This is a genomic window from Aeromonas sp. NJAU223 (assembly GCF_051125555.1).
Taxonomy (GTDB): Bacteria; Pseudomonadota; Gammaproteobacteria; order Enterobacterales; family Aeromonadaceae; genus Aeromonas; species Aeromonas veronii_G.
Map to the genome: position 1 here is coordinate 2,576,326 of NZ_CP144204.1, position 26,176 is coordinate 2,602,501.

A 26,176-nucleotide genomic window follows, 5' to 3' on the forward strand; every position below is an offset into this window, starting at 1 on the left:
CGATGTTGGGGCACGAGCCGTGACTCAATCCAGATAATCCCGAGTCTCACGCCCCCTTTTCGTCATCGCGCTCCCCTTCCCAACCCGTCTCCCCCATAGCAAGCCAAGCTGATAGCGCGCGGTGGTAGAAAAGATGAAGGGCGCCATTCCCGCTTTCTCCCCATAAAAAAACCGGCCAGAAGGCCGGTTTTTCATTGCTGCCGAGATAAGCCAGAGCTTAACCCAGACGCACGCGGGCGTTGCGGAACATCCGCATCCAGGCGCCATCCTCGCCCCAGTTGTCCGGGTGCCAGGAGTTTGCCACGGTGCGGAACACCCGCTCCGGGTGCGGCATCATGATGGTGGCGCGGCCATCCACCGTGGTGACGGCGCAGATGCCGTCCGGCGAGCCGTTCGGGTTGGCCGGGTACTGCTCGGTCACCTGACCGCGGTTGTCGACGAAGCGCAGACCCACCAGGGCGCTCTGTTGCAGCGCGCTCAGGTGGGCGGCATCACGCACCTCCACCCGCCCTTCCCCATGGGAGACGGCGATGGGCATGACGGAGCCCTGCATGCCGGCGAAGAAGGCAGACGGAGAGTCCTGCACTTCCACCAGGCTGAAGCGCGCCTCGAAGCGCTCGGAGCGGTTTCGCACGAAACGTGGCCACAGCTCTGCCCCCGGGATGAGGTCACGCAGGTTGGACATCATCTGGCAACCGTTGCACACCCCAAGAGACAGCGTATCGCCGCGTTCGAAGAAGCGCTGGAACTGCTCCCGGGCAGCGTCGTTGAACAGGATGGACTTGGCCCAGCCCTCGCCCGCCCCCAGCACGTCACCGTAGGAGAAGCCGCCACAGGCCACCAGGCTCTGGAAATCGTCCAGCTTGATGCGCCCGGCGAGGATGTCGCTCATATGCACGTCCACCGCAGTAAAACCGGCGCGGTCGAAGGCAGCAGCCATCTCCACGTGGGAGTTGACCCCCTGCTCGCGCAGCACCGCCAGACGTGGAGAGATCCCGCGGGCGATATAGGGTGCGGCCACATCTTCGGACGGGTGGTAGGTCAGCCTGGCCTGCAGACCCGGATCGGTGGCGTCCTGACGGGCGGCGTGCTCGCTGTCCGCGCATTCCGGGTTGTCCCGCAGGCGCTGCATCTGCCAGCTGGTCTCGCCCCAGAGGGTGCGAAGGGCGGTGCGGCTGGCGCGATAGACTTCCTGACCTGCGCGCTGGAACAGGATGAGGTCATCTTCCCGCACGGTGCCGAGCACGTGGGAGCAGGCGGCCAGGCCGTGGCCCGCCAGCAGGGTCAGCACGGCCTCCTTGTCTTCACGGCGGATCTGGATGACGGCACCCAGCTCCTCGTTGAACAGGGCCGGCAACAGATCGCCACCGATGCGGTCGAGCTGGATATCGAGGCCGCAGTGACCGGCGAAGGCCATCTCGGTCAGGGTGACGAAGAGGCCACCATCGGATCGGTCGTGATAGGCGATGAGTTTTCTGTCCGCCACCAGCGCCTGGATGGCGTTGAAGAAGCCCTTGAGCTGCACCGGGTTGTCGAGATCCGGCGCGCTGTCGCCCAGTTGACGATAGACCTGGGCCAGGGCCGAGGCGCCGAGGCGCTGCTTGCCATTGCCAAGGTCAATCAGGATGAGGTCTGTCTCACCGAGATCGGTGCGCAGTTGCGGGGTGACGGTGTTGCGCACGTCTTCCACCCGGGCGAAGGCGCTGATGAGCAGGGAGAGCGGCGAGGTGACACTATGATCCACCCCATCCTGCTGCCAGCGGGTCTTCATGGACATGGAATCCTTGCCCACCGGGATGGTGATACCGAGGGCTGGGCAGAGCTCCTCTCCCACCGCCTTGACCGCCTCGTAGAGACCGGCATCTTCGCCAGGGTGACCGGCGGCGGCCATCCAGTTGGCGGAGAGTTTGACCCGCTTGAGCGACCCGATGTGGGCAGGGGCCAGGTTGGTCAGGGCCTCTGCCACCGCCATGCGGGCGGAGGCGGCGTGGGAGAGCAGCGCCACCGGGGTGCGCTCCCCCATGGACATGGCTTCGCCGTGATAGCCGTCATAGGTGGCGGCGGTGACGGCGCAATCTGCCACCGGGATCTGCCAGGGGCCGACCATCTGGTCGCGATTCACCAGACCGGTCACCGAGCGATCGCCGATGGTGATGAGGAAGGACTTCTCCGCCACCGTCGGCAGACGCAGCACCCGCTCGGCGGCCTCGTTCAAGGTCACGCCGTCCAGTTGCAGCGCCTTGCCCTGGGCGGGCAGGCTGGCGACGTCGCGGTGCATCTTGGGGGCCTTGCCGAGCAGCACGTCCAGCGGCAAGTCGATGGGCTGGTTGTCAAAGTGCGCATCAGAGAGGGTGAGATGCTTCTCTTCGGTAGCGCTGCCGATCACCGCATAGGGGGCACGCTCGCGCTCGCACAGGGCCTTGAACAGGGGCAGCTTGTCCTGAGCCACCGCCAGCACGTAGCGCTCCTGGGATTCGTTGCACCAGATCTCGAGCGGGCTCATGCCCGGCTCGTCGCTCGCGATGGCACGCAGGTCGAACTTGCCGCCGCGCTCGCCATCATTGACCAGTTCGGGCATGGCGTTGGAGAGGCCGCCGGCACCCACATCGTGGATGAAGACGATGGGGTTGTCATCGCCAAGCTGCCAGCAGCGGTCGATCACCTCCTGACAACGGCGCTCCATCTCGGGGTTGTCCCGCTGCACGGAGGCAAAATCCAGATCCTCGGCGGACTGGCCGGAGGCCATGGACGATGCCGCGCCGCCACCCAGGCCGATGTTCATGGCCGGGCCACCCAGCACGATGAGGGCGGAGCCGACTGGGATCTCACCCTTCTGCACGTGTTCGGTGCGGATGTTGCCGATCCCGCCCGCCAGCATGATGGGCTTGTGATAGCCGCGCACTTCGACGCCGTTGTGGCTCGGTACCTGCTCTTCGAAGGTACGGAAGTAACCCAGGATGGCCGGACGACCGAACTCATTGTTGAAGGCGGCGCCGCCAAGGGGGCCTTCCTGCATGATGTCAAAAGCGCTGACGATGCGGCTCGGCTTGCCGAAATCCTGCTCCCAGGGCTGCTCGAAACCGGGGATGCGCAAGTTGGAGACGGAGAAGCCCACCAGACCTGCCTTGGGCTTGGCGCCACGGCCGGTCGCCCCCTCGTCGCGAATTTCACCACCAGAGCCGGTCGCGGCCCCCGGGAAGGGAGAAATGGCGGTCGGGTGGTTGTGGGTCTCCACCTTCATCAGGATGTCGACCCGCTCCTGGTGGTACTGGTACTCACCGCTGGTGGGGCTCGGGAAGAAGCGGCCACCGTCGCTGCCTTCCATCACGGCAGCGTTGTCTTTGTAGGCAGACAGGACATGGTCCGGCGTCTGCTCGAAGGTGTTCTTGATCATCTTGAACAGCGACTTGGGCTGTTGCTCGCCGTCGATGGTCCAGTCGGCGTTGAAGATCTTGTGACGGCAGTGCTCGGAGTTTGCCTGGGCAAACATGTAGAGCTCGATGTCGTTGGGGTTGCGACCAAGCCGGGTGAAGTTCTCGACCAGATAGTCGATCTCGTCCTCGGCCAGCGCCAGGCCAAGGGCGATGTTGGCAGAGGCCAGAGCGGCGCGGCCGCCACCCAGTACATCCACCTGGGTGAAGGGGCGCGGCTCGTGGTGAGCAAACAGGGCGGCCGCCTCGGTCAGCTCGCCAAACACCACTTCCATCATGCGATCGTGCAGCAGGGCGGCGACCTCATCACGCTGGGCCGCCGTCAGTTCACCCTTGGGTTGCAGATAATAGGCAATGCCGCGCTCCAGCCGCTTGACCTGGGTCAGGCCACAGTTGTGGGCGATGTCGGTTGCTTTGGAAGACCAGGGGGAGATAGTGCCGGGACGGGGGGTAACGAGGAATAGCTGACCGCTTGGGGTGTGTTCTGGGATGGTCGGGCCGTAGCGCAGGAGCTGGCCCAAGGTCGCTCGCTCGGGGGGCGACAGGGGGCTCGACAGCTCGGCGAAGTGCACATATTCGGCATAGACGCTCTCTATCTCTACTCCTCTCTGCACGCAGCTTTGCAGCAGCTTGTGGACACGAAACTCAGACAGTGCTGGGGCACCACGCAAGATTTCCATATACCTTTCTCACCAAGTTTTAGAGTGTGGGGGGATTTGAGACGCGCGTATTATAGGGATCAGGCCCACCACGGACAAACGTTTTTCTCATCGCGAGCGATGTGACTCCCTCCACACTCTCTGGTATAAAGGAGCCTCTTTTTTGACAAATGCCGATTTTTTCAACAAGGGTACTCACCTACTTGCGCTGCATTTTTCGACTGTTCATCGGGATGTTGTTGGCCCTGGCCCTGGCCGGTTGTGACTTCTACTCCCCCTCCAGCCAGCTGGAGCAGATCCGCCAACGGGGCGAGATCCGGGTTGGCACCCTCTATGGCCCCACCTCCTATTACCAGCGAGACGACATCGCCCAGGGCTTTGACTATGAGCTCGCGCAGCACTATGCCGACTGGCTGGGGGTCAAACTGACCATCATCCCGGCCTACAGCACCGCCGAGCTCGTCGAGATGCTGGAGAAGGGAAAACTCGATCTCGCCGCCGCCGCCATCGTGGTGACGCCGGAGCGGCGCAAGCTGTTTCGCTTCGGCCCGGGCTTCTACCAGGTCGCCCCCAAACTGGTCTATCGCAATGGCTCCCCGAGACCCAAGGATCTCGGGGATCTCAAGGGCCACATCGTGGTGCCCGCCGGCTCCACCGGCGAGGATCTGATGAAGGAGATCGCCAAGCAGCACCCCGACCTCGACTGGAGCATCAACCGGGATGCGGACGTGGAAGAGCTGCTCAAGCAGGTGGCGGATGGCGAAGTGGACTACACAGTGGTGCAGGACACCGTGCTGGCCCGTACCCAGCGTTACTACCCCGAGCTCACCGAAGGGATGACACTGGCCAAGAAGCAGGCCGTGGCTTGGGCCATGACCAAGCTGCCGGACGACAGCCTCTACGCCAGCGTCATCGACTTCTTCGGCCAGCGTTTCATGGATGGCTCCATCGCCAAGCTGGACGAGAAGTATTTCGGCCACGTGCAGAATTTCGATTTCGTCGACACCCGCACCTTCCTGCAACGGGCCAAGAGCCTGCTGCCCAAGTACCAGCCGCTGTTCCAGGCCCACGCCAAGGATATCGTCGACTGGCGGTTGCTGGCGGCCATCAGCTATCAGGAATCCCACTGGGACCCTCAGGCGCGCTCCTATACCGGGGTGCGCGGCATGATGATGCTGACCGGCCCCACCGCCAAGGCCATGGGGGTCAGCGATCGCCTGCACCCGGAGCAGAGCATCAAGGGGGGCGCCCGCTATCTGCAGGAGATGATGGAGAAGGTGCCGGACTCGGTGCCGGAGGATGAGAAGGTCTGGTTTGCCCTCACCGCCTACAACATCGGCTACGGCCACATGATGGATGCCCGCCGACTGACCAAACAGCAGGGCAAGAACCCTGATGCCTGGAGCGACGTGAAAGAGATATTGCCCCTGCTGCAGCAGGCCCGCTGGCATCGCAAGGTGCGCTACGGCTACGCCCGCGGCGGCGAGGCCCGCAACTACGTCAACAACGTGCGCCAGTATTACCAGAGCCTGCTCTGGCTCGACAACGAGCAGCAGAAGGCACAGCGGCGCGAAGCCCAGGGAGAGGATGATGGCAGCGAACCGGCGACCCCGGTGGCCAGCACGGAGCGCCCCACCATCATCGCCGAGGTGGTCAAGCAGATCATCACCCCCTGACAGAAGAGTCTGGTGTGTTTTCCGGCGTGATTCTCTGTTAACATCCTCACTGTAAAAGGCTTGTTAAAACACCCGTTATCCCAGTTTATTCATCTGCTTGTGATATCCATGGGGACGAGTGACAAGCCATGCCAGAGACACTGGACGAGCAGACAGGAGAAACCAGATGCGAGCCCGAAAAAGATTGCTGGTCAAGAAGACCAAGAGCGCCTGGAGCCCCAGACGAAAACTCAGACTCAATGACATGAAGCGCAAGATATGGCGCAGGAACCGCTCCTTCACCCTGCTGATTGCGGAGCACACAGAATAAACCCGGCCAAGGCCGGGTTTTTTAATGGCGGTTCATGACGCGAGCGGCGTCAACGCGAACTGCACCGCCCGCTTGGAAACCAGCGTATTGCAGTGGTTGCAGAAGTAATCCACGGCGCCGCACGCCTTGAGGCGCTCCAGCTCCTGCTGGCAGGTGGGGCACAGGGCCTGCACCCGATAGGCGGTCTGACACTGGGGACACTGGGTCTGGTCACTGCGGCTGTCCAGCCCGCAGCCGCAGGCCGGACACATCAAGGGGTTCATGCTGGACTCCTCGTCATGATCAGGGGTCTGAACAGATCAACTGCCCTCCCCCGGCATTTAAAAAAGAAACGGCTACCAGAGGCAGCCGTTGTAGCGTTATTTCTTGGACTTGGTGCGCGCCTTCAGCAGGCGATCCCGTTGCCGTTCCTGACTCAGGGTCAGGTTGTTCTTCTTGCCCTCGAACGGGTTCACCGACTCCTGGAACTCGACCCGGATCGGGGTACCCATGATCTTCAGGGACTTGCGGAAGTAGTTGATGAGATACCGCTTGTAGGAGTCCGGCAGATCGTTCAACTGGTTGCCGTGAATGACGATGCGCGGCGGATTGTAGCCACCGGCGTGGGCATACTTCAGCTTGACCCGGCGACCGTTCACCATGGGCGGCTGGTGATCTTCCTGGGCCATCTGCATGATGCGGGTCAGCATGGCGGTGCTGGTACGGCGGGTGGCGGACTGATACGCCTCCTGGATGGATTCGAACAGGTGGCCGACACCGCTGCCGTGCAGGGCAGAGATGAAGTGCACCCGGGCGAAGTCGATGAAACCGAGGCGGCGGTCCAGCTCGTTCTTCACATCTTCCTTCACCTTCTGATCCAGGCCGTCCCACTTGTTCACCACCAGTACCACGGAGCGGCCGGAGTTGAGCACGAAGCCCAGGATGCTCAAGTCCTGATCCGTGATGGTCTCGCGGGCGTCGATCACCAGCAGGCAGACGTTGGCATCTTCGATGGCCTTGAGGGTCTTGATGACGGAGAACTTCTCCACCGTCTCGTGCACCTTGCCACGGCGACGGACACCGGCGGTGTCGATGACCACGTACTTCTGCTCGTCGCGCTCCATGGGGATATAGACGGAGTCGCGGGTGGTGCCCGGCATGTCATAGACAATGACCCGATCTTCCCCCAGCAGGCGGTTGGTCAGGGTCGACTTGCCCACGTTGGGGCGACCGACGATGGCGAACTTGATGGGCAAGTCGGCGAACGGGGTCTCCTTGGTGTCTTCCTTGGTATCCAGCTCACCGGCAGCCACCATGCGCAGCAGGGCCTCTTCGTCGAAGTCCTCGTCCAGCTCATCCTGCGCCTCGACAGAGGGGCCGGCGGCTTTGAGCAGCTCTTCCAGATGGGGCGCAAGCGCCAGCTCCAGCAGGCTCAGTACGCCACGACCGTGGGCGGCCGCCATCTGGTACACCTCGCCCAGCGCCAGGCCGTAGAACTCGGAGACGGCGGAATCGCCATCGATGCCGTCGGTCTTGTTGGCGACCAGGAACACCTTCTTGTGGGTCTTGCGCAGGTGCTCGGCGATGGCCTGATCCGCGGCGGTCAAACCGGCACGGGCATCCACCATGAACAGCACCACATCGGCTTCTTCGATGGCCAGCAGGGACTGCTCGGCCATCTTCAGCTCGATCCCCTCCTCGGTGCCATCGATACCGCCGGTATCGACCACGATAAATTCCAGCTCGCCCAGCTTCGCCTGGCCGTATTTGCGGTCCCGGGTCAGGCCGGGGAAGTCGGCAACCAGGGCGTCCCGGGTACGGGTCAGGCGGTTAAACAGGGTGGATTTCCCCACGTTGGGGCGGCCCACCAGGGCAACTACAGGAGTCATAAAAGCCTCATTCTCAAGACGACAAAGGCTCCGGGTCCGAAGACCAGGAGCCGGATATTCACATTGACGGGTGCTCAGGGACGCTGCAAAGCGTACAACTTGCCACCACGGCTCTGCACATACAGGGTGTCACCGTCCACCAGGGGGGCGGCATAGAGACCACTGCTGTCGAGCTGCTGCATGGCCTTGATGGACCCATCGGTACGATCCAGCCAATACAGGTAACCTTCCACATCGCCGACCACCACATAGTCACCCAGGATGACGGGGGCGGTCACGGTGCGGTTTTCGAGCTGGGTGTTGGACCACAGCTCCAGACCGTTGCGACGGTCCACCGCGAACAGGTGGCTGCGGCTGTCGGTCAGCACGATGGCATTGCCGGTCACCGCCAGATCGCGATAGCCGGAATACTTGCGCTTCCACACCTCGTCGCCACTCATCAGCTTGCGGGCCATCAACTGGCCATTGTAGGCGATGGCATAGAGCTCATCACCGGCGATGAGGGGGGTGGCATCCACGTCCACCATGCGATCCAGCTCGGTCGCACCGCGGGGATCCGCCACCTTGGACTGACGCACCGGCTGGCCGTTGCTCAGCAGGGCGATGCCCACCTTGCCATCGGCGCGGCCGTAGAGCACGGCACCGTTGGTGATGACAGGGGCACCGGCGCTGCGCAGGGTCAGCGGCGGTTGTTCTTCGGACAGGGTCCACTGCTGCTTGCCCTCATCGGTATCGAGGGCAATCAGGCGGCCTGAGGTCGTCAACACCACCACGCGGCCATCTTCCACCGCCGGACTCGCCACCACTTCACCGGGCACATTGGTCTGCCACAGCACTTCCCCGTCCGTCTCGTTCAGGGCGTAGACCACCCCGTTCTCGGAGCCGAGGAACAGCTTGCCGTAGCGGGACACCAGGCCACCGGAGAGGCGGGCGCTGCGCTTGTCGGCGTTGATGGGCAGATCCGCCAGATCCACGCTCCACAGCACCTTGCCCGTGTTGCGATCGAAGGCGGTCACATCACCGTCGCGGGCGGCGGCATAGATGTGATCTTCTTCCACCACCGGCTTGAGCTGGGAGTAGAAGTCGCCGATGCCATCCCCGACGGAGGAGGACCACTGGGTATCGGCGGTGAAGGCCGATTCCACCACCGGCAGCGGCGCCATCGGGGTCAGATCTTCTTCCGAGCTGAACAGGGAGCACCCCTGCAGGGCCAGGGAGACAGCCGCCCCCAGCGCCAGTCGTTTGTACAGATTACGCATCCGGAGCCTCACCCGTGGTCACCGCTGGCAATGCCAGATCGTCCATCTTCAGCTTGAGCTCGCTGCTCGCCTGCAGGCCACCGGCATCCGCCGCCGCCTGATAGGCATCGCGGGCCTCTTCCGGCTTGCCCTGCTTGAGCAGCACATCGCCGCGGGCTTCGGCCACCTGGGCCTTGAAAGCCTCGTTGTCGATCTTGGCGAGCTGGGCCAGGGCTTCGTCGGCCTTGCCTTGCTCGTTGAGCACCCGGGCCAGCCGCAGGGCGGCGATGGGACGGATGGCGTCGTCACCGTTGGTGGCGACCTCAGTCAGCTGCTGGGCAGCGAGATCCAGCTGGTTGGCCTTGACCGCGGCAGCGGCCAGCTCCAGGGCAGCGAGATCGGCGTAAGAGTCACCCTTGTGGGCGCTGATGAAGCTCTTCGCCTGCTCGATAGCGGCGGCATCACCCTTGGCGAGCTGGGCCGTCATGGTGTTGTAAGCCGAGGAGGCGGCCTCCTGGTTGGCCAGCTGATGCTCGTTGTAATAGCGCCAGCCAAACAGCCCCACCAGACCGATGACGGTCCCGGCGAGTACCGAGGTCCCGTTCTCTTTCCACCAGCTCTTGATGACCTCAACCTGTTGTTCTTCGGTGGTATAAACTTCCACAGCTTACTCTCCTTTAGCTGCCAGCAGGGCGATGGCGGCATCGACCTTGAGGGTCTGTTGCTCGGCCTGGCCACGCAGATACTTGATGGTGATCTCCCCGTTTTGCACCTCGGTCTCACCGAGGATCAGGGCAATGGCCGCGCCGCTCTTGTCGGCACGCTTGAGTTGTTTCTTGAAGTTGCCACCACCGCAGTGGCTCATCAGACGCAAGGAAGGCAAGGCGTCACGCAGCCGCTCTGCGAGCTGGAAGCCAGCCTGCTCGGCCTGCTCACCCACCATGGCGAGATAGACATCCACCGCCGGGCGAATGTCGCCGTTGAGCTCCAGGGTTTCGAGCATCAATACCAGACGCTCCATCCCCATGGCAAAGCCCACCGCCGGGGTCGGTTGACCGCCGAGCTGCTCCACCAGGCCATCGTAACGGCCACCGGCGCAGACGGTGCCCTGGGCACCCAGACTGTTGGTGACCCACTCGAACACGGTCAGGTTGTAGTAGTCAAGGCCACGCACCAGACGCTCGTTCACCTCGAACTGGATACCGGCAGCGGTGAGCAGACGCTTGAGGCCCTCGAAGTGTGCCAGGCTCTCCTCCCCCAGGTGATCGAACAGGCGCGGCGCCCCCACCAGAATGGCTTGGACTTTTTCGTCCTTGGAGTCAAGCACCCGCAGCGGATTGCTGTACATGCGGCGCTGGCTCTCTTCGTCCAGCTGATCCTTGTACTGCTCCAGGTAGGCGACCAGGGCATCGCGGTAAGCGGCGCGCTCGCTGCTCTGACCCAGGGTATTGAGCTGCAGGGTCACGTGATCCTGGATGCCGAACAGGCGCCACAGGCGGTGCGTCAGCATGATGAGCTCGGCGTCGATATCCGGCCCGTTGATGCCAAACAGCTCGACCCCGAACTGATGGAACTGGCGATAACGGCCCTTCTGGGGACGCTCATGACGGAACATGGGACCCATGTACCACATCCGGCGTTCCTGGTTATACAGCAGGCCGTGCTCGATGCCGGCCCGCACACAGCTGGCGGTGCCTTCGGGGCGCAGGCTCAGGCTGTCGCCGTTGCGATCCTCGAAGGTGTACATCTCTTTTTCGACCACATCGGTCACTTCACCGATGGCGCGTTTGAACAGATGAGTCTGTTCGACGATGGGCATGCGCACTTCGCTGTAGCCATAGCTGGCCACGACCTGGCGCAGGATCTGTTCCACTTTCTGCCATACCGGGCTCTGCTCCGGCAGGCAATCATTCATACCGCGAATTGCTTGGATCTGTTTTGCCACGTTGCTACTCGAGAAAAAGACGTGAATTTGGGCCGCATTATAGGGATTTTCGACCCCGAGGTAAAATCAGGGTGCCCGGATGCGGGGTGTAAAATCAACTACCTAAAGCCGGGGCCACCTCAGGTGGCCCCACTTTGCAACACGTTGGTGAGTCAACCCTTGTCCAGCGGGATCTGGTTGGCCGGATCCAGCATGGCCGCCCGGGCGCGAATGCGGCGCTCCAGCACGGGGATGAGATCCTGGTTGCTGAGCCGGTCGACCCGCTGGCCTCCCTCGTAGAAGGCACTCTTGTTGGCCGCCCCGGCCAGGCCGAGATCGGAGACCAGCGCCTCGCCAGGACCGTTGACCACGCAGCCGATGATGGAGACATCCATGGGGGTGATGATGTCTTCCAGCCGCTCTTCCAGGGCGTTGACCGTGCCTATCACGTCGAACTCTTGACGGGAGCAGGAGGGGCAGGCGATGAAGTTGATGCCGCGGGCGCGAATGCGCAGGGATTTCAAGATATCAAAGCCCACCTTCACCTCCTCCACCGGATCGGCGGCCAGGGAGATGCGCAGGGTGTCACCGATGCCTTCACTCAGCAGCATGCCAAGGCCGATGGCGGACTTGACCGCGCCGGCGCGAAAACCACCCGCCTCAGTGATGCCAAGGTGCAGGGGCTGATCGATCTGCTTGGCCAGCAGACGATAGGCACCGACCGCCAGGAAGACATCGGAAGCCTTGACGCTGACCTTGAAGTTGTCGAAGTTGAGGCGATCCAGGTAGTCCACGTGGCGCATGGCCGACTCGAGTAAGGCCTCCGGAGTCGGCTCGCCGTATTTCTCCTGGATGTCCCGCTCCAGCGAGCCACCGTTGACCCCGATGCGGATCGGGATGTTGTAGTGGCGGGCACAGTCGACCACGGCGCGCACCCGCTCCTCGTTGCCGATGTTGCCCGGATTGATGCGCAGGCAGTCGGCACCGTACTCCGCCACTTTCAGGGCGATACGGTAGTCGAAGTGGATATCGGCGACGATGGGGATATTGGTCTGCTGCTTGATGAGCTTGAAGGCTTCCGCCGCCTCCATGGTCGGCACCGAGACCCGGACGATATCCGCCCCCACCCGCTCGATCCGCTGGATCTGCTCGACGGTGGCGGCCACGTCCGTGGTCTTGGTGTTGGTCATGGTCTGCACCGTGATGGGAGCATCGCCCCCAACCGGCACCTTGCCGACCATGATCTGCTTGGATTTGCGGCGAATAATCGGGGATTCGTGAGCGGACATGACGGACTGATTACTCCTGCGGCAGTGAGAAGCGAGCAGTCCGGCCGTTGTTGTAACGGCTCATGTCGAAGGACTTGCCCTTGTATTCGAGATTGACTGCCATGGGCGCGCCAATGATGAATTTGAGTGGCTCGGGTCCTTCCAGCACCAGTTCGTCGTTCGCCTTCTTCAGACCGCTGAACAGGGTCTTGCCGTTAGCATCCTTGACATCCAGCCAGCAGTCGGCGGTGAAGCTCAACTTGAGTTGGGGCACACCGGCCGACTCGGTCGCGGCCTCGTCTGCGGGGGCCGTGGTCGCGGCAGCGGCTGATGCCGCCTCAGTGTCTTGTGCGGCACTCGCACTCGGTGCATTGCCCGCATCGGCCAGCACAGGATCCGTGGTGACAGCGCCGCTCACGGCAACATCGGTTGCCTCGGTGCTTACCGCATCAGAGGCGGCGGGCAGCTCAGGGGCAGCCACATCCACGGTGGGAGGCGTGAGGCTGTCATTGGGGGCCTGTTCTGTTGCACTTATTTCGGTGGCGGCCAGGGCTTCTTCACCGGCGGAGCGACGGGCCGTGCTCTGCCACCACCAGGCGATGGATAGCCCGATCAAGACCAGGATCACCAGCCAGGTCACGACCTTGAGCCGACTGTCGTTGGCTTGCTGGCGGGAGCGGCGGGAGAAGCTCTGCATGTCGATGTTGTCCGGCGGCGTCAGACCCAGCCGTTCGTAGGCCGAGAGAATGGTCTCTTCCGGGATCCCCACCAGCTTGGCATAGGCGCGCAGGTAGCCGCGAATGAAGGTGTGGGAGGTGTGCTTGTCGTAGGTATCCGCCTCGATGGCGGCGATCAGGGTCAGACGAAGGTGAATGCGGGACGCAACCTGCTCTCGCGTCCAGCCGAGCTGTTCACGGGCGTTGCGCAGCAGCTGGCCTGGGCCCACTGCCTGGGAGTCGTCTTGAGAATCGTGTGGCTGTTCAGTAGTCATTGGCTAAGTAACGCTTGGCTTGTTGCGAAGTGGGATATTGCCTTACCAGCTCAGTCCCGAATTGGTGAAGTAATGCCGGTTTGTCCATGGCCTGGGCCAGCCGCAGCCGGAGCCAGAGGCTCTCCTCGTTCTCTTCTGCCACATCGGCATAGCGCACGAGGTAAGACTGCACATCAGGCAGCTTGCCATCTTTCATGGAAAGCTCGGCCATGTCCAGCAATAACCTTGGATTGCGGGGATTATACCCCAAGGCCAGACGATAGTACTCGCCGGCCTTATCATTTCTATGATTTTGCAGTGAACAGAGCGCCGCATTCTCGTAGGTATCGGCGATCTTGACGTAATCCGGTTGGCTGACCGCCTGCAGGAATGCCTTGTCCGCCTCATCGAAGCGGCCACGGTTGCACAGGAAGGCACCGTAGTTGTTCATCGCGTCAGCATTGGACGGATCCATGGAGAGCGCCTTCTTGTAGCTCTCTTCGGCCGCCTTGAAATCTTCCACCTGCTGGTAGAAGTAGGCGAAGCCGATATAGACCTGAGGATTGCCGGGATCGTACTGGAGGGCGCGGTCGAGATTGAACTTTGCCTGTTCGGCATTGCCCTGGCGAAGATATTGGATACCCAGATCGAGGCGGGTCTGGGCAGCCGCCTTGAGATCGGGGCCCACCTCGCGCTGGGTCGAATTCTGGCCAGCGTAAGTGGTTTCGGTAACACAGCCGGGCAGCGCGCTGAGCGCTGCCACTATGATCAATGTACGGATATCCATTCCCTGACTATACAATGGCTTAGCGGTTAAACCATTTTGACGGAAATCCCATCCTGTTGCATCCGATTTTTCATGGTGCGCTTGGTGCGGTCAATCACCTCCCCCACCAGCTGGCCACAGGCCGCATCGATGTCATCCCCGCGGGTCTTGCGCACGATGACGGTCAGGTCATATTCCATCAGCACCTTGGAGAAACGGTCGATGCGACTGTTGCTCGGCTTGCCGAACGGATTGCCCGGGAAGGGGTTGAACGGGATCAGGTTGATCTTGCAGGGGGTGTCTTTGAGTACCTTGGCCAGCTCATGGGCATGCTGCATGTCGTCATTGATATGATCGAGCAGCACATACTCCACGGTCACCCGACCGCCGTTGGCGTTGGACTTGGCCAGATAACGGCGTACCCCGGCGAGGAAGTCCTCGATGTTGTACTTGTCGTTGATCGGCATGATCTCGGAGCGCAGCTTGTCGTTCGGTGCGTGCAGGGAGATCGCCAGCGCCACGTCAATCTGGTCGCCCAGCATGTCCAGGGCCGGTACCACGCCGGAGGTGGAGAGGGTCACGCGACGCTTGGAGATGCTGAAACCGAAGTCATCCATCATCAGCTTCATGGCCGGTACCACGTTGGCGAGGTTGAGCAGCGGCTCACCCATGCCCATCATCACCACGTTGGTGATGGGGCGTTTGCCGCCCACGATCTTGGCGGCGCGCCAGACCTGGCCGATGATCTCGGAGACTTTCAGGTTTCGGTTGAAGCCTTGCTGAGCGGTGGAGCAGAAGGTACAAGCCAGGGCACAGCCCACCTGGGAAGAGACGCACAGGGTGGCGCGTTCCGCCTCGGGGATATAGACGGTTTCCACCTCCTGATCCCCCACCTGCATGGCCCACTTGATGGTGCCATCGGTGGAGCGTTGCTCGCGGCTCACCTCGGGGGCGCGGATCTCGGCGATGGTCTTGAGACGCTCGCGCAGCGCCTTGTTGACGTTGCTCATCTGATCGAAATCATCACAACCAAAGTGATAGATCCACTTCATTATCTGATCTGCCCGGAACGGCTTCTCGCCCAGTTCGACGAAGAAGGCACGCATGGCATCCCGATCGAGATCCAGCAGGTTGGTTTTTGTTGCGCTCATCAAGGGCCTCAGCTCACACACTTCATAAATTATTGGCTGACCGATGTCAGGGGGCGGCATTGTACAAATAATGGGTCTGGCTTTCCACCTGGAGAATAAGTGGATATGGCGCAAATGACCAAAAAACAAAAGGGAGCCGAGGCTCCCTTGATGATATTGGGTGACAATCAGCCGCGGGGGCAGATTTCCCCTTCGGAGAAGAAGTAGGCGATTTCGCGGGCGGCAGAGGCCGGGGCGTCGGAGCCGTGGACGGCGTTGCGATCGATGCTCTCGGCGTAGCAGGAACGCAGAGTACCGGCCAGGGCCTCTTTCGGATTGGTGGCGCCCATGATCTCGCGATGACGACGAATGGCGTCTTCCCCTTCCAGCACCTGTACCATGACGGGGCCGGAAGTCATGAAGGCCACCAGGCCGTCATAGAAAGGCTTGCCCTGGTGCTCGGCGTAGAAACCGGCGGCTTGTTCGCTGGTCAGGTGCAGCATCTTGGCGGCGACGATTTTCAGACCGGCGCTCTCGAAGCGGCTGTAGATGGCGCCGATCAGGTTCTTGCTGACCGCATCCGGCTTGACGATAGAGAAGGTACGTTCGATAGCCATTGAGTTCTTTCCTTAACTACAGAGTTTTATTGTAGGAATCCATGTTCGGCGGCGATTATACGTAAACAAAAACCGAAACAACACACAAAAAAGCAACTTTTTATTAAACAAATGCCTCTTTGAAACAACATGGTGACTCATCTTGTCCCAGGGCAGCAGGAAAAAATGTGCGCTTGCGCACGATAGCTTGCTTAACCAGTTAAAAGTGACGCTAACGCTCATTTATCCGGCGCCATGGAAAAGGGCACCGTCCGGTGCCCTTGCGATACGTCATGCTACTTAGCGAGTCTCCGCCAGCAGGGTGTGCGCTATGGTGCGCATTCCCAGGGTGTTTGCTCCGGGTGCCCAGAGGCTGTCGCCGTTGTCGCTGAAACAGGCGGCAAGGTCGACGTGCAGCCACCCCTGCCCCTCGCCCGGCACGAAGCGGGAGAGGAAACCCGCCGCGTTGGAGGCCCCGCCCGGGCCGCCCCCCGGCACCGGTCGGCTGTTGGCGGTATCGGCGTAGTGGGACGGGCACTGCTGGCGATGCCAGGGTTCGAGCGGCAGCGGCCAGGCCGGCTCCTGCTCTGCATCCGAATAGGCCATGGCCCGGCTCACCAGCCCCTTGTCCAGCCCGAACAGGGCATTGTAGCGCCCCCCCAGCGCCATCACGGCCGCTCCGGTCAGGGTGGCGGCGTCGATGATGAGGGGAGCACCGGATTCTCCGGCGAGCTGCAGGCCATCCGCCAGTACCAGACGCCCCTCGGCATCGGTGTTGACGATTTCCACCGTGGTGCCGTTCTTGTAGGTAAGGATGTCACCCAGCTTGTAGGCATGGCCGGAGACCAGGTTCTCGGCGCAGCAGAGAATGAGCTTCACCCGCTTGTCCAGCCCCCGCAGGATGGATAGCGCCAGGGCGCCGGTGACGATGGCGGCCCCCCCCATGTCATGCTTCATGGTCAGCATGCCCTGGGAGGTTTTCATGGAGTAACCGCCGGAGTCGAAGGTGATGCCCTTGCCCACCAGGGCCGCGGCCACCGGCGCCTTGGGATCCCGGCTCGGGTTGTAGTCAAGCTCCAGCAGCACGGGCTCGCGATCGCTGCCGCGGCCGACCTGGTAGATGCCGACCCAGCCCGCCTGCTGCAACGCCTCTCCCTTGAGGATGCGGTGGCTGACGCGATCCGGTGCCAGTTCGGTGATGAAGGCTGCCGCCTCCACCGCCAGATCCAGCGGTCCCAGCTGCTCCGGGGTGGCGTTGGTCACCTCCCGCACCCAGCGCCCGCACAGCCAGCGCGCCTCCAGCTCCTCCCTGTCCTCTTCGGACGAGGTGGCCCATTGCAGTTCCACCTCGGCCTTGGGGGTCTGCAGACCCTGGGCGAAAGCCCACTGCTGCTCACGCTCCCAGTGACCGCACAGGGCGACCTTCTGGATCCCCTGGCTGCACAGACGACGAGCCGCCTGCTGGATATCCAGCAAGGGGCTGGCGGTCACCAGATGGATCACGGCACCATCGGCACGGTGGGACAAAAGGGCGCCCTCTCCCCACTCGGGGGCGGCAAATTCACGGCTCAGCCAGATGTTCATTCCGCCTTCTCCTTCAACCTGGGGACAATCAGGGATGCGCAGGCCCGGCCTGCCAGCAGGGAATACCCTTCAGGGCTCCACCCGCAGTACAAACTCATGTTCATTCAGCCACCTCCTGCAACCAGCGGGCGATGGTGCGCAGGCCATGGCCCTTGGCGCCGGTGGCCCAGAGATCGTTGCCGGATTTTTGGTAGGAGGCAGCCAGGTCCAAGTGCACCCAGCCCTGCCCTTCGCCGCGCACGAAGCGCGACAGGAAGGCCGCCGCGGTGGTCGCACCGGCAGTGCCTTCGGCAGACGCGACGTTGCCCAGATCGGCGAAGGCCGAGGTGAGCTGGCCCGCATGCCAGGATTCCAGCGGCAAGGCCCAGGCCTTCTCGTTTTCTGCCCGGGCGGCGGCCAGGGCACGCACCTGCTCCGCCTCATCCAGGGCAAACACGGCGTTGTAGTCGCGGCCCAGCGCCGTCTTGGCGGCGCCGGTCAGGGTAGCGGCGTCCAGAATATAGGCGGCGCCGTTCTCGCTCGCGGCCAGCAGACCGTCCGCCAGCACCAGGCGACCTTCCGCATCCGTGTTCTGGATCTCCACCGAGATGCCGTTGCGATAGGTCAGAATGTCGCCGAGCTTGAAGGCGTGGCCGGAGACCAGGTTCTCGGCGCAGCAGAGGATGAGCTTCACCCGCTTGTTCAAGCCACGGCTGATGGCCAGCGCCAGGGCGCCGGTCACCATGGCGGCCCCCCCCATGTCGGACTTCATCGGCAGCATGTTGTCGGAGGACTTCATGGAGTAGCCACCGGAGTCGAAGGTGATCCCCTTGCCCACCAGGGCCGCCGTCACCGGGGCGTTGGCATCCCCGGTCGGGTTGTAGTCAAGCTCCAGCAGCACGGGCTCCCGCTCGCTGCCCCGACCCACGGACCAGATCCCGATATGACCGGCCTCGCGCAGCGCCTCACCGGCAGTGATGCGGGCGGTGACACTGTCCCCCGCCAGACCGCGGATGAGCAGCAGGGCGGACTCCGCCAGGCTCATGGGGTAGATGGCCTCGGGGCAGCCGTTGGTCACCTCGCGCACCCAGCGGGTCGCCTTGACGAGGGCCGCCAGCTCAGCGGCCTCGGCATCATCCTGCTCACCAAACGCCAGCACCCGCTCTCCCTTGGCGGCATAGAAGCCCTGGGAGAAGGCGTACCGCCGCTCCAGATCCCAGCCCCCGGCGGCCAGCTCGACCCGCTTGATGCCGCTCGATTCGAGGCGGCGGGCGGCGCGCTGGATGAGGCGCAGCACCTCCTTCTCCTGGGTGGTTGCTCCCAGGTGGATCAGGGCCTCATCGCCGCTGAAACTGAGTGATGCCCCCTCGCCCCAGTGGGCGGCGGCGGCGTCGGTGGACAACAGGACTTTCATCTTCTCTGCCATTTAGCTTGCTTCCTTTTCTCGGCACTATTTATTCGATCGAAGTCGTTCAACCTGGGGAATGCGGGCATACAAAAAAGGCCGTCCCCCGAGAGGGTCGGCCTTCACCATATCATCATTGCACCGCCCGATGCTGCACGTGCAATTCACTCATGTGTAATTAACGGCGCATCAATGGCGCTCGGAGGCGAGGTTGAGGGTGTACTTGGGCAGCTCCACCACCAGATCCTCATCCGCCAGACGGGCCTGGCAACTCAGGCGGGACTCGGGCTCCAGTCCCCATGCCTTGTCCAGCATGTCGTCTTCCAGCTCATCGCTCGGTTCGAGGGAGTCAAAGCCTTCACGCACGATGCAGTGACAGGTGGTGCAGGCACAGGACTTCTCGCAGGCGTGTTCGACCTCGATGCCGTTGCGCAGGGCGATGTCGAGGATGGTCTCACCGACTTGTCCTTCGAGGGCGGCGCCCTCCGGGCAGAGTTCGGGGTGAGGCAGAATGATCACTTTTGGCATATTACACCTTGTTGACGTTTTGGCCGGTCAGCACCTTGCGAATGGAGGCATCCATGCGACGGGCCGCAAACTCGCCACTGGCAGCATCCGCCGCCTCGATGGCATCTTTGATTTGATTGGTTGTGCCGCTGGCACGCATGGCCAGCAGATGAGCAATGGCGGCATCGATCTCGGCGCGCTCGGCGGCATTGAGCAGAGCCTCGCCATCGGCAGCCAGGGCGGCATTGAGGCTCTCCACCACCCGATCCGCTTCCACCTGCTGCTCCGCCAGCATGCGGGCATCCATGTCTTGCTGGGCATTGGCGATGGAGGCGCTCAGCATGCTGAGAATATCCTCCTCCCCCAGGCCGTAAGAGGGTTTTATCTGGATTTCGGCCTGCACACCGGATGATTTCTCCATGGCGCTGACCGACAGCAGTCCATCCGCATCCACCTGGAAGGTGACCCGGATGTGGGCGGCGCCCGCCGCCATGGGCGGAATGCCGGTCAGAGTGAAGCGGGCGAGGGAGCGGCAATCTGCCACCAGTTCGCGCTCACCCTGCACCACGTGAATGGCCATCGCGGTCTGACCGTCCTTGAAGGTGGTGAACTCCTGGGCACGGGCCACCGGAATGGTGGTGTTGCGCGGGATCACCTTCTCGGCGAGGCCCCCCATGGTCTCGAGCCCCAGGGAGAGCGGGATCACATCCAGCAGCAGCATCTCGGCATCCGGCTTGTTGCCCACCAGAATGTCCGCCTGGATGGCGGCGCCGATGGCTACCACCTTGTCCGGATCGATGCTGGTGAGCGGGGTGCGGCCGAAGAAGGTCCCCACCTGTTCGCGCACCAGAGGCACCCGGGTGGAGCCCCCGACCATCACCACTTCCAGCACTTCCACCTGCTCGAGCCCGGCATCGCGCAAAGCGCGGCGGCAGGCCTGCAGGGTGCGCTTGACCAGCGGCAGGATCAGGGCATCAAACTGGGCGCGGGTCATCTCCCCCTGCCAGCCGGCAAAGGTGCAGGACACGCTGTCTGCATCGGTCAGGCCGTGCTTGAGGTTGGCGGCCACATCCAGCAGTTCGCGCTGGGTGCGGGCGTCGAGCTGACCACTCAGGCCGGCCTGTTCCTTGATCCAGTCCGCCAGCAGGTGATCGAAGTCATCACCGCCAAGCGCCGAGTCGCCGCCGGTGGCCATCACCTCGAACACGCCGCGATGCAGGCGCAGGATGGAGATGTCGAAAGTGCCGCCACCGAGGTCATAGACCGCGATCACCCCTTCCTGACCGGAGTCGAGGCCGTAGGCGATGGCCGCGGCGGTGGGTTCGTTGAGCAGGCGCAGCACGTGCAGGCCCGCCAGCCGGGCCGCATCCTTGGTACCCTGACGCTGGGCGTCATCGAAATAGGCGGGCACCGTGATGACCACGCCGTCGAGCTCGCCACCGAGGGCGGCGGCGCCGCGTGCGGCCAGGGCCTTGAGGATTTCGGCTGACACCTGGACCGGGTTGACCAGCCCCTGACGGGTCTGCAACTGGGGCATGCCGTTGTCGCTGGCCACAAATTCATAGGGCTGCTGGCGGGTATCAATGTCCGCCAGTGCCTTGCCCATCATCCGCTTGACCGAGACGATGGTGTTGTGGGGATCTTGCGCCGCTTCGCGCTTGGCGTCGAAGCCGACCCGGATGGCCGCCTCCTGGTAGTGCACCACCGAGGGCAGCAAGGCGCGCCCCTGCTCGTCGCAGAGGGTATCTGCCTGACCGCTGCGCACGGCGGCGACCAGGGAGTTGGTGGTGCCGAGATCGATGCCGACGGCACGTTTATGCTGATGAGGGGCGGCGCTCTGGCCGGGCTCGGCGATTTGCAGTAATGCCATGGGTAATCACAATTCCAGCGTTAGGGGATCAAGACTCGAACAACGAGTCTTCGAACCGTTCCAGCTCCTCGAGGAGCTTGTCGACAAATTTGAGTTTGCGCACGCAGTCGGCGGCGTCCAGATCCTCGCCCGTGGCCAGGCTCTGGGTCAGCTGCTGCATCAGGGCGCGGTGATCATGCCCTATCTCGCGGCGAAAATCTTCGATGGCGCCCTCAGGATCCGCCTCGCCCTTGAGATCCGCCAGACGCTCGCGCCACTCCAGCTGCTGCATCAGGAAACCGGTATCTTGCAGGGTCTGCTGCTCGCCACGAATGTCGGTGCCCCGCAGGGAGAGCAGATATTCGGCCCGGCGCAGGGGGGACTTGAGGGTGGTAAAGGCGTCGTTGATCTGGGCGGCACGCTGCACGGCGGCCAGCTGCTCCCGCTCGGGGGCGGTGGCGAAACGATCGGGGTGGAACTGGGTCTGCAACTGGCGGTAGGTGTCGGCCAGTTGGCGGGTATCGAGCTCGAAGCCCTGTGCCAGCCCGAACAGCTCGAAATGATTCATTCTGTGTCCTTAGACTCGAAGGCTTGCGCCTTGCTCACCATCAACCTTGAACGGCAGAGCCGGCAGCAGGCTGCCGGCTCCATCATTTAGACGCTGAAACTCTCGCCACAACCACACTCGCCCTTGGCGTTGGGGTTGTTGAACTGGAAGCCCTCGTTGAGGCCCTCCTTGACGAAGTCCAGCTCGGTGCCATCCAGATGGATCAGGCTCTTGGCATCGACGATGATCTTGACACCCTTCTGCTCGAAGACCTGATCTTCGGCGGCCAGCTCATCCACGAACTCGAGCACATAGGCAAGACCCGAACAGCCGGTCGTCTTGACGCCGAGGCGCAGGCCGATGCCCTTGCCCCGGTTGGTCATGAAAGAGGAAACCCGTGCCGCTGCGGCATCTGTCATGGTTATGGCCATACTGCTCTCCGAACCTTAAAGACCTTTCTTCTGCTTGTAATCGGCGATGGCGGCCTTGATGGCATCCTCCGCCAGGATGGAGCAGTGGATCTTCACCGGCGGCAGGGCCAGCTCTTCGGCGATGTCGGTGTTCTTGATGCCAGCCGCTTCGTCCAGGGTCTTGCCCTTGACCCACTCGGTCACCAGGGAGCTGGAGGCGATGGCGGAGCCGCAGCCGTAGGTCTTGAACTTGGCGTCTTCGATGATGCCGTCGTCGCTGATCTTCAGTTGCAGTTTCATCACGTCGCCACAGGCCGGGGCGCCGACCATGCCGGTCGCGATGCTGGGATCATTCTTGTCAAAACCACCCACGTTGCGGGGATTCTCGTAGTGGTCGATTACTTTTTCACTGTAAGCCATATCTAACTCCTGCTAATTCTGTTGTTCACTCAACCCTTGCCGCTGGCAAGGGATCAGTGATGAGCCCATTCGACCGTGTTCAGATCGACACCGTCCTTGAACATCTCCCACAGGGGGGACATCTCGCGCAGACGGCCGATGGAGTCACAGATGAGCTTGACTGCGTAGTCGATCTCTTCTTCCGTGGTGAAGCGACCGATGCTGAAGCGGATGGAGCTGTGTGCCAGCTCGTCGTTCAGACCAAGGGCGCGCAGCACGTAGGAAGGCTCCAGGCTGGCGGAGGTACAGGCAGAACCGGAAGAGACCGCCAGATCCTTGAGTGCCATGATGAGGGATTCCCCTTCCACATAGGCGAAGCTGATGTTCAGGTTGCCCGGGACGCGCTGGTCCAGATCCCCGTTGATATAGACTTCTTCGATATTCTTGATGCCGTCCCACAGACGCTGGCGCAGGGCCATGATGTGCTGGCTCTCGCTCACCATCTCTTCCTTGGCGATGCGGAAGGCCTCGCCCATGCCGACGATCTGATGAGTCGGCAGGGTGCCGGAGCGCATACCGCGCTCGTGGCCGCCACCGTGCATCTGGGCTTCCAGGCGCACACGGGGCTTGCGACGCACGAACAGGGCACCGATCCCTTTCGGGCCGTATACCTTGTGAGCGGACATGGAGAGCAGGTCAACCTTGAGCGCTTCCACGTCGACCGGGATCTTGCCCACACTCTGGACCGCGTCCACGTGCAGCAGGATCTTGCGGGAGCGGCACAGCTCGCCGATGGCGGCGATGTCTTGCACCACACCGATCTCGTTGTTCACATGCATGATGCTCACCAGTATGGTGTCATCGCGCAGGGCGCCTTCGATCTGTTCGATGGTGAACAGGCCGTTCGGCATCGGCTCGAGGTAGGTCACCTCGTAGCCTTCACGCTCCAGCTGACGGCAGGTATCGAGTACCGCTTTGTGCTCGGTCTTGGAGGTGATGATGTGCTTGCCCTTGCCAGCATAGAAATGGGCGACGCCCTTGATGGCCAGGTTGTTGGATTCGGTTGCGCCAGAGGTAAAGACGATCTCGCGCGGATCTGCACCGATCAGTTCTGCCACTTGATTACGGGCCAGATCGACAGCCTCTTCGGCCTGCCAGCCGAAACGGTGGGAGCGGGAGGCGGGGTTGCCGAACAGGCCGTCCATGGTGAGGCACTGCATCATTTTTTCTGCGACACGCGGGTCCACCGGACAGGTTGCCGAATAATCAAGGTATATAGGCAGTTTCATGTTTTTCTCCGTTACGACGGGGTCACACAGCGACCCGTCGTGGAAAGCACGTTTGTTTATAGTTGGACTTTTAAGCTCACATCACCGCGTTCGGCCCGTTCAACTAGGGACAACACGGTCTTCATTTGTTCATCTTGCTTGCCGGCGATGCGACGCACATCGGCCTGGCCAACCAGCTCCGCCAGGGTGATGTCACCGAGGAAACTGGAGATACGCTCGCTGAGGTCACGCCACAGGGAGTGGGTCAGACACTGGGTACCACCATGGCAGCCCCCCTTGCCCAGACACTTGGTCGCATCGACCGACTCATCCACCGCGGTGATCACCTGACCGACCGAGATGTCGCCGGGTGCCAGACCGAGGCGATAACCACCGCCCGGGCCGCGCACGCTGCTCACCAGACCATGCTTGCGCAGGCGGGCAAACAGCTGTTCCAGATAGGACAACGAGATGCCCTGGCGCTCTGAAATATCGGCAAGGGGTACGGGCCCCTGCTCTGCATGCAACGCCACGTCGAGCATGGCGGTCACTGCGTAACGTCCTTTTGAGGTCAGTCTCATATGCCTTACCGTCTTGCGAACAAATCAATATGGGCACATGGTCACATACCCGACTAAATCAGTCAAGTATATGCTTGAGTAAATTAGTCGGGATTACCCTTGCGGTCGGGATTTGTTCACCGAGGTCAGGATGCCGCGCAGTATATTCAGCTCCACCGTCTCCGGTCTGGCCCGGTTGAACAGACGGCGCAGCTTGCTCATCACGTGACCGGGGTGGTCGTCACTGATGAAACCGGTCTGCTGCAGGGTCTGCTGCAGGTGCTGATAGAACCCTTCCAGCTGCTCGGCCGTGGGGTAGTCGAGCTCGGACTCCGCCACCGCGGAGTCCTGCGTCTGCAACCAGTGCATGCGCACCTCGTAGCAGAGAGTCTGCACCGCCATGGCCAGATTGAGGGAGCTGTATTGGGGATTGGCCGGGATGGCGACGTGATAGTGGCACTTTTGCAGCTCGTCGTTGGTGAGACCGGTGCGTTCACGGCCAAACACCAGGGCGACCGGGTGGGTCGCAGCCTCCAGCACAGCTTTATCCCCCGCTTCACGGGAGTCCAGCATGGGCCAGCTCAGGGTGCGGGAGCGCGCGCTGGTGCCGATGACCAAGCCGCAACCGGCGATGGCCTCTTCCAGAGTCGGGACGATGCGGGCATTGGCCAGGATGTCGCTGGCACCGGCCGCCAGGGCAACGGCGTTGTCGTCCGGCATCTCCTGGGGATCCACCAGTACCAGCTGGGTCAATCCCATGGTCTTCATGGCCCGCGCCGCGGAGCCCATGTTGCCGGTGTGAGAGGTGTTTACCAAGACGATACGAATCTGATCCAACATGCCCAGTCAATCTTCAGTCAAAAATGGCGCGCAATTGTAACATAACCAATCGCTATTTTGGCACCGCTTCTGAGCCCGGATTTCAGAACAAAAATGGCCACACGTATAACCAGAGGGCATGAGAGGAGGAGCGTTGTTGGTGAACCTTGGCAGGCAGGGATGGATCACTCGGCGCCCTCCTCTTCTCCCCTTCCCTGCGCGCCGAGTCGCGACCCGCGCGCTATCTGCGGGTCCGCGCCGGGCTGTCGCGCCTGCCCGGCATCACTCCCACTTCGGCTGCCTTGTCTCAGGGACGGTTGCGGCTTCCGGGCCCGGCGTCAGCGCCGGCACCACACGCAGGGAGTGGCGCCGCATCTGTGACGCAATTCAGGTCGCCGGCGCGGCCACAGGCTCCTGCACGGAGCGGGCGCGTTCGATCAGGGTCGCCATGTCGATCAACGGATACTTCATCAGAGCGGGCAAACCGTCGAGATCCAGGCTGTCCATCAGGTTCTTCACCTCGAGGCCGAGCTCGGTATTGCCCTCTATCTTCAGCTTGCGCTGGAAGAAGAGCGAATCCGGATCCTCCCGCCGGCCGGCGATCAGGATAAGATCCTGGCTGCAGCCACTGAAGCAGACGTCCGCTCGCTCGCAGTCGCGGGCCACCACCAGTTTTCCCTCCCGCTCGCTGATAAACCAGCAGAGTTCGAGATCGGTCACCTCGACTTTGAGCCACTTGCCCGCCAAGAACGCGAAGTCGCCATCCGCAATGGCTTCCTTGAACACCTGGGCCAGCAGGCTCTCCATCAGGTGTTGCTGGGCGCTGAAGGGCACCAGTTTGAGGGGGCGACGCAAGAGACAGGGGGCCTGTTCGACCAGGCGACGTTGCAGTTGTTGAAACACGATGTACTCCCAGTTTTTTGCGCATTCAAACACAGGGAGATGAGCAGGATCCTGTTGAAAATCAAACTTGTGCCCACTTACCTCTAGAAGGGTAAAGCCACCTAAAGCTG

General features: G+C 62.3%; 24 protein-coding genes. 2 read left to right on the top strand and 22 right to left on the bottom strand.

Annotated elements, in window-relative coordinates; translation table 11 throughout:
• Positions 1-217: 217 nt before the first annotated feature.
• Positions 218-4,111, bottom strand: coding sequence for a phosphoribosylformylglycinamidine synthase (gene purL / locus VZC39_RS11775; RefSeq protein WP_349918067.1), 3,894 nt, complete (start codon positions 4,109-4,111; stop codon positions 218-220).
• 149 nt (positions 4,112-4,260) lie between these two features.
• Between purL and mltF the strand changes: the two genes are divergently transcribed.
• Together mltF and VZC39_RS11785 are read left to right on the top strand one after the other, a co-directional pair.
• Positions 4,261-5,766 (top strand): membrane-bound lytic murein transglycosylase MltF, encoded by a 1,506-nt coding sequence (gene mltF / locus VZC39_RS11780; protein ID WP_349918068.1) that lies wholly within the window; start codon positions 4,261-4,263, stop codon positions 5,764-5,766.
• A 166-nt stretch (positions 5,767-5,932) separates the two neighbouring features.
• A complete protein-coding gene (locus VZC39_RS11785; protein ID WP_349918069.1) occupies positions 5,933-6,076 on the top strand; it encodes a hypothetical protein in 144 nt (47 codons plus the stop codon).
• Between the two features lie 32 nt (positions 6,077-6,108).
• On the opposite strand, the gene VZC39_RS11790 is transcribed toward VZC39_RS11785, so the two are convergent.
• The 21 genes from VZC39_RS11790 to ubiT form a co-directional block, all read right to left on the bottom strand.
• Positions 6,109-6,339: a zinc ribbon domain-containing protein gene (locus tag VZC39_RS11790; RefSeq protein WP_349918070.1), complete on the bottom strand. Its 231-nt coding sequence runs from the start codon at positions 6,337-6,339 to the stop codon at positions 6,109-6,111.
• A 96-nt stretch (positions 6,340-6,435) separates the two neighbouring features.
• Complete coding sequence (gene der, locus VZC39_RS11795; protein WP_434662701.1) at positions 6,436-7,944, bottom strand: ribosome biogenesis GTPase Der; 1,509 nt, start codon at positions 7,942-7,944, stop codon at positions 6,436-6,438.
• A gap of 74 nt (positions 7,945-8,018) precedes the next feature.
• Positions 8,019-9,203, bottom strand: coding sequence for an outer membrane protein assembly factor BamB (gene bamB / locus VZC39_RS11800; protein WP_349918073.1), 1,185 nt, complete (start codon positions 9,201-9,203; stop codon positions 8,019-8,021).
• Positions 9,196-9,846 (bottom strand): YfgM family protein, encoded by a 651-nt coding sequence (locus tag VZC39_RS11805; RefSeq protein WP_349918074.1) that lies wholly within the window; start codon positions 9,844-9,846, stop codon positions 9,196-9,198. The genes bamB and VZC39_RS11805 overlap by 8 nt, the downstream gene beginning before the upstream one ends.
• A gap of 3 nt (positions 9,847-9,849) precedes the next feature.
• On the bottom strand, positions 9,850-11,127 hold the full coding sequence (hisS, locus tag VZC39_RS11810) for a histidine--tRNA ligase (RefSeq protein WP_434662704.1): 1,278 nt from the start codon (positions 11,125-11,127) through the stop codon (positions 9,850-9,852).
• Between the two features lie 152 nt (positions 11,128-11,279).
• Positions 11,280-12,395, bottom strand: coding sequence for a flavodoxin-dependent (E)-4-hydroxy-3-methylbut-2-enyl-diphosphate synthase (gene ispG, locus VZC39_RS11815; RefSeq protein ID WP_349918077.1), 1,116 nt, complete (start codon positions 12,393-12,395; stop codon positions 11,280-11,282).
• 10 nt (positions 12,396-12,405) lie between these two features.
• Entirely contained in the window at positions 12,406-13,365 is a 960-nt protein-coding gene (gene rodZ / locus VZC39_RS11820) for a cytoskeleton protein RodZ (RefSeq protein ID WP_349918078.1), read from the bottom strand.
• Positions 13,355-14,146 (bottom strand): PilW family type IVa pilus biogenesis/stability lipoprotein TapF, encoded by a 792-nt coding sequence (gene tapF, locus VZC39_RS11825; protein ID WP_349918079.1) that lies wholly within the window; start codon positions 14,144-14,146, stop codon positions 13,355-13,357. Before tapF ends, rodZ begins: the two co-directional genes overlap by 11 nt.
• An 11-nt stretch (positions 14,147-14,157) precedes the next feature.
• A complete protein-coding gene (locus VZC39_RS11830) occupies positions 14,158-15,261 on the bottom strand; it encodes a bifunctional tRNA (adenosine(37)-C2)-methyltransferase TrmG/ribosomal RNA large subunit methyltransferase RlmN (RefSeq protein ID WP_349918081.1) in 1,104 nt (367 codons plus the stop codon).
• Positions 15,262-15,428: 167 nt separating this feature from the next.
• Complete coding sequence (gene ndk, locus VZC39_RS11835) at positions 15,429-15,857, bottom strand: nucleoside-diphosphate kinase (RefSeq protein WP_349918083.1); 429 nt, start codon at positions 15,855-15,857, stop codon at positions 15,429-15,431.
• A 279-nt stretch (positions 15,858-16,136) separates the two neighbouring features.
• The gene (pepB, locus tag VZC39_RS11840) at positions 16,137-17,420 is read right to left on the bottom strand and encodes an aminopeptidase PepB (protein WP_349918085.1); all 1,284 of its coding nucleotides are present in this window, start codon (positions 17,418-17,420) and stop codon (positions 16,137-16,139) included.
• Between the two features lie 100 nt (positions 17,421-17,520).
• Positions 17,521-18,825, bottom strand: coding sequence for an aminopeptidase PepB (gene pepB, locus VZC39_RS11845; protein ID WP_349918087.1), 1,305 nt, complete (start codon positions 18,823-18,825; stop codon positions 17,521-17,523).
• Positions 18,826-18,993: 168 nt separating this feature from the next.
• Entirely contained in the window at positions 18,994-19,332 is a 339-nt protein-coding gene (fdx, locus tag VZC39_RS11850; protein WP_349918088.1) for an ISC system 2Fe-2S type ferredoxin, read from the bottom strand.
• Between the two features lies 1 nt (position 19,333).
• A complete protein-coding gene (hscA, locus tag VZC39_RS11855; protein ID WP_434662710.1) occupies positions 19,334-21,181 on the bottom strand; it encodes a Fe-S protein assembly chaperone HscA in 1,848 nt (615 codons plus the stop codon).
• A 28-nt stretch (positions 21,182-21,209) separates the two neighbouring features.
• Positions 21,210-21,728, bottom strand: coding sequence for a co-chaperone HscB (gene hscB, locus VZC39_RS11860; protein ID WP_349918091.1), 519 nt, complete (start codon positions 21,726-21,728; stop codon positions 21,210-21,212).
• An 86-nt stretch (positions 21,729-21,814) separates the two neighbouring features.
• Complete coding sequence (gene iscA, locus VZC39_RS11865; RefSeq protein ID WP_042076614.1) at positions 21,815-22,138, bottom strand: iron-sulfur cluster assembly protein IscA; 324 nt, start codon at positions 22,136-22,138, stop codon at positions 21,815-21,817.
• A gap of 15 nt (positions 22,139-22,153) precedes the next feature.
• A complete protein-coding gene (iscU, locus tag VZC39_RS11870) occupies positions 22,154-22,537 on the bottom strand; it encodes a Fe-S cluster assembly scaffold IscU (protein ID WP_005299770.1) in 384 nt (127 codons plus the stop codon).
• A gap of 53 nt (positions 22,538-22,590) precedes the next feature.
• The gene (locus VZC39_RS11875) at positions 22,591-23,805 is read right to left on the bottom strand and encodes an IscS subfamily cysteine desulfurase (RefSeq protein WP_434662714.1); all 1,215 of its coding nucleotides are present in this window, start codon (positions 23,803-23,805) and stop codon (positions 22,591-22,593) included.
• 56 nt (positions 23,806-23,861) lie between these two features.
• A complete protein-coding gene (iscR, locus tag VZC39_RS11880; protein ID WP_349918093.1) occupies positions 23,862-24,365 on the bottom strand; it encodes a Fe-S cluster assembly transcriptional regulator IscR in 504 nt (167 codons plus the stop codon).
• 93 nt (positions 24,366-24,458) lie between these two features.
• Positions 24,459-25,184 (bottom strand): tRNA (cytosine(32)/uridine(32)-2'-O)-methyltransferase TrmJ, encoded by a 726-nt coding sequence (gene trmJ, locus VZC39_RS11885; RefSeq protein WP_434662717.1) that lies wholly within the window; start codon positions 25,182-25,184, stop codon positions 24,459-24,461.
• Positions 25,185-25,550: 366 nt separating this feature from the next.
• Positions 25,551-26,066, bottom strand: coding sequence for a ubiquinone anaerobic biosynthesis accessory factor UbiT (gene ubiT / locus VZC39_RS11890; protein WP_434662719.1), 516 nt, complete (start codon positions 26,064-26,066; stop codon positions 25,551-25,553).
• Between the last annotated feature and the right edge of the window lie 110 nt (positions 26,067-26,176).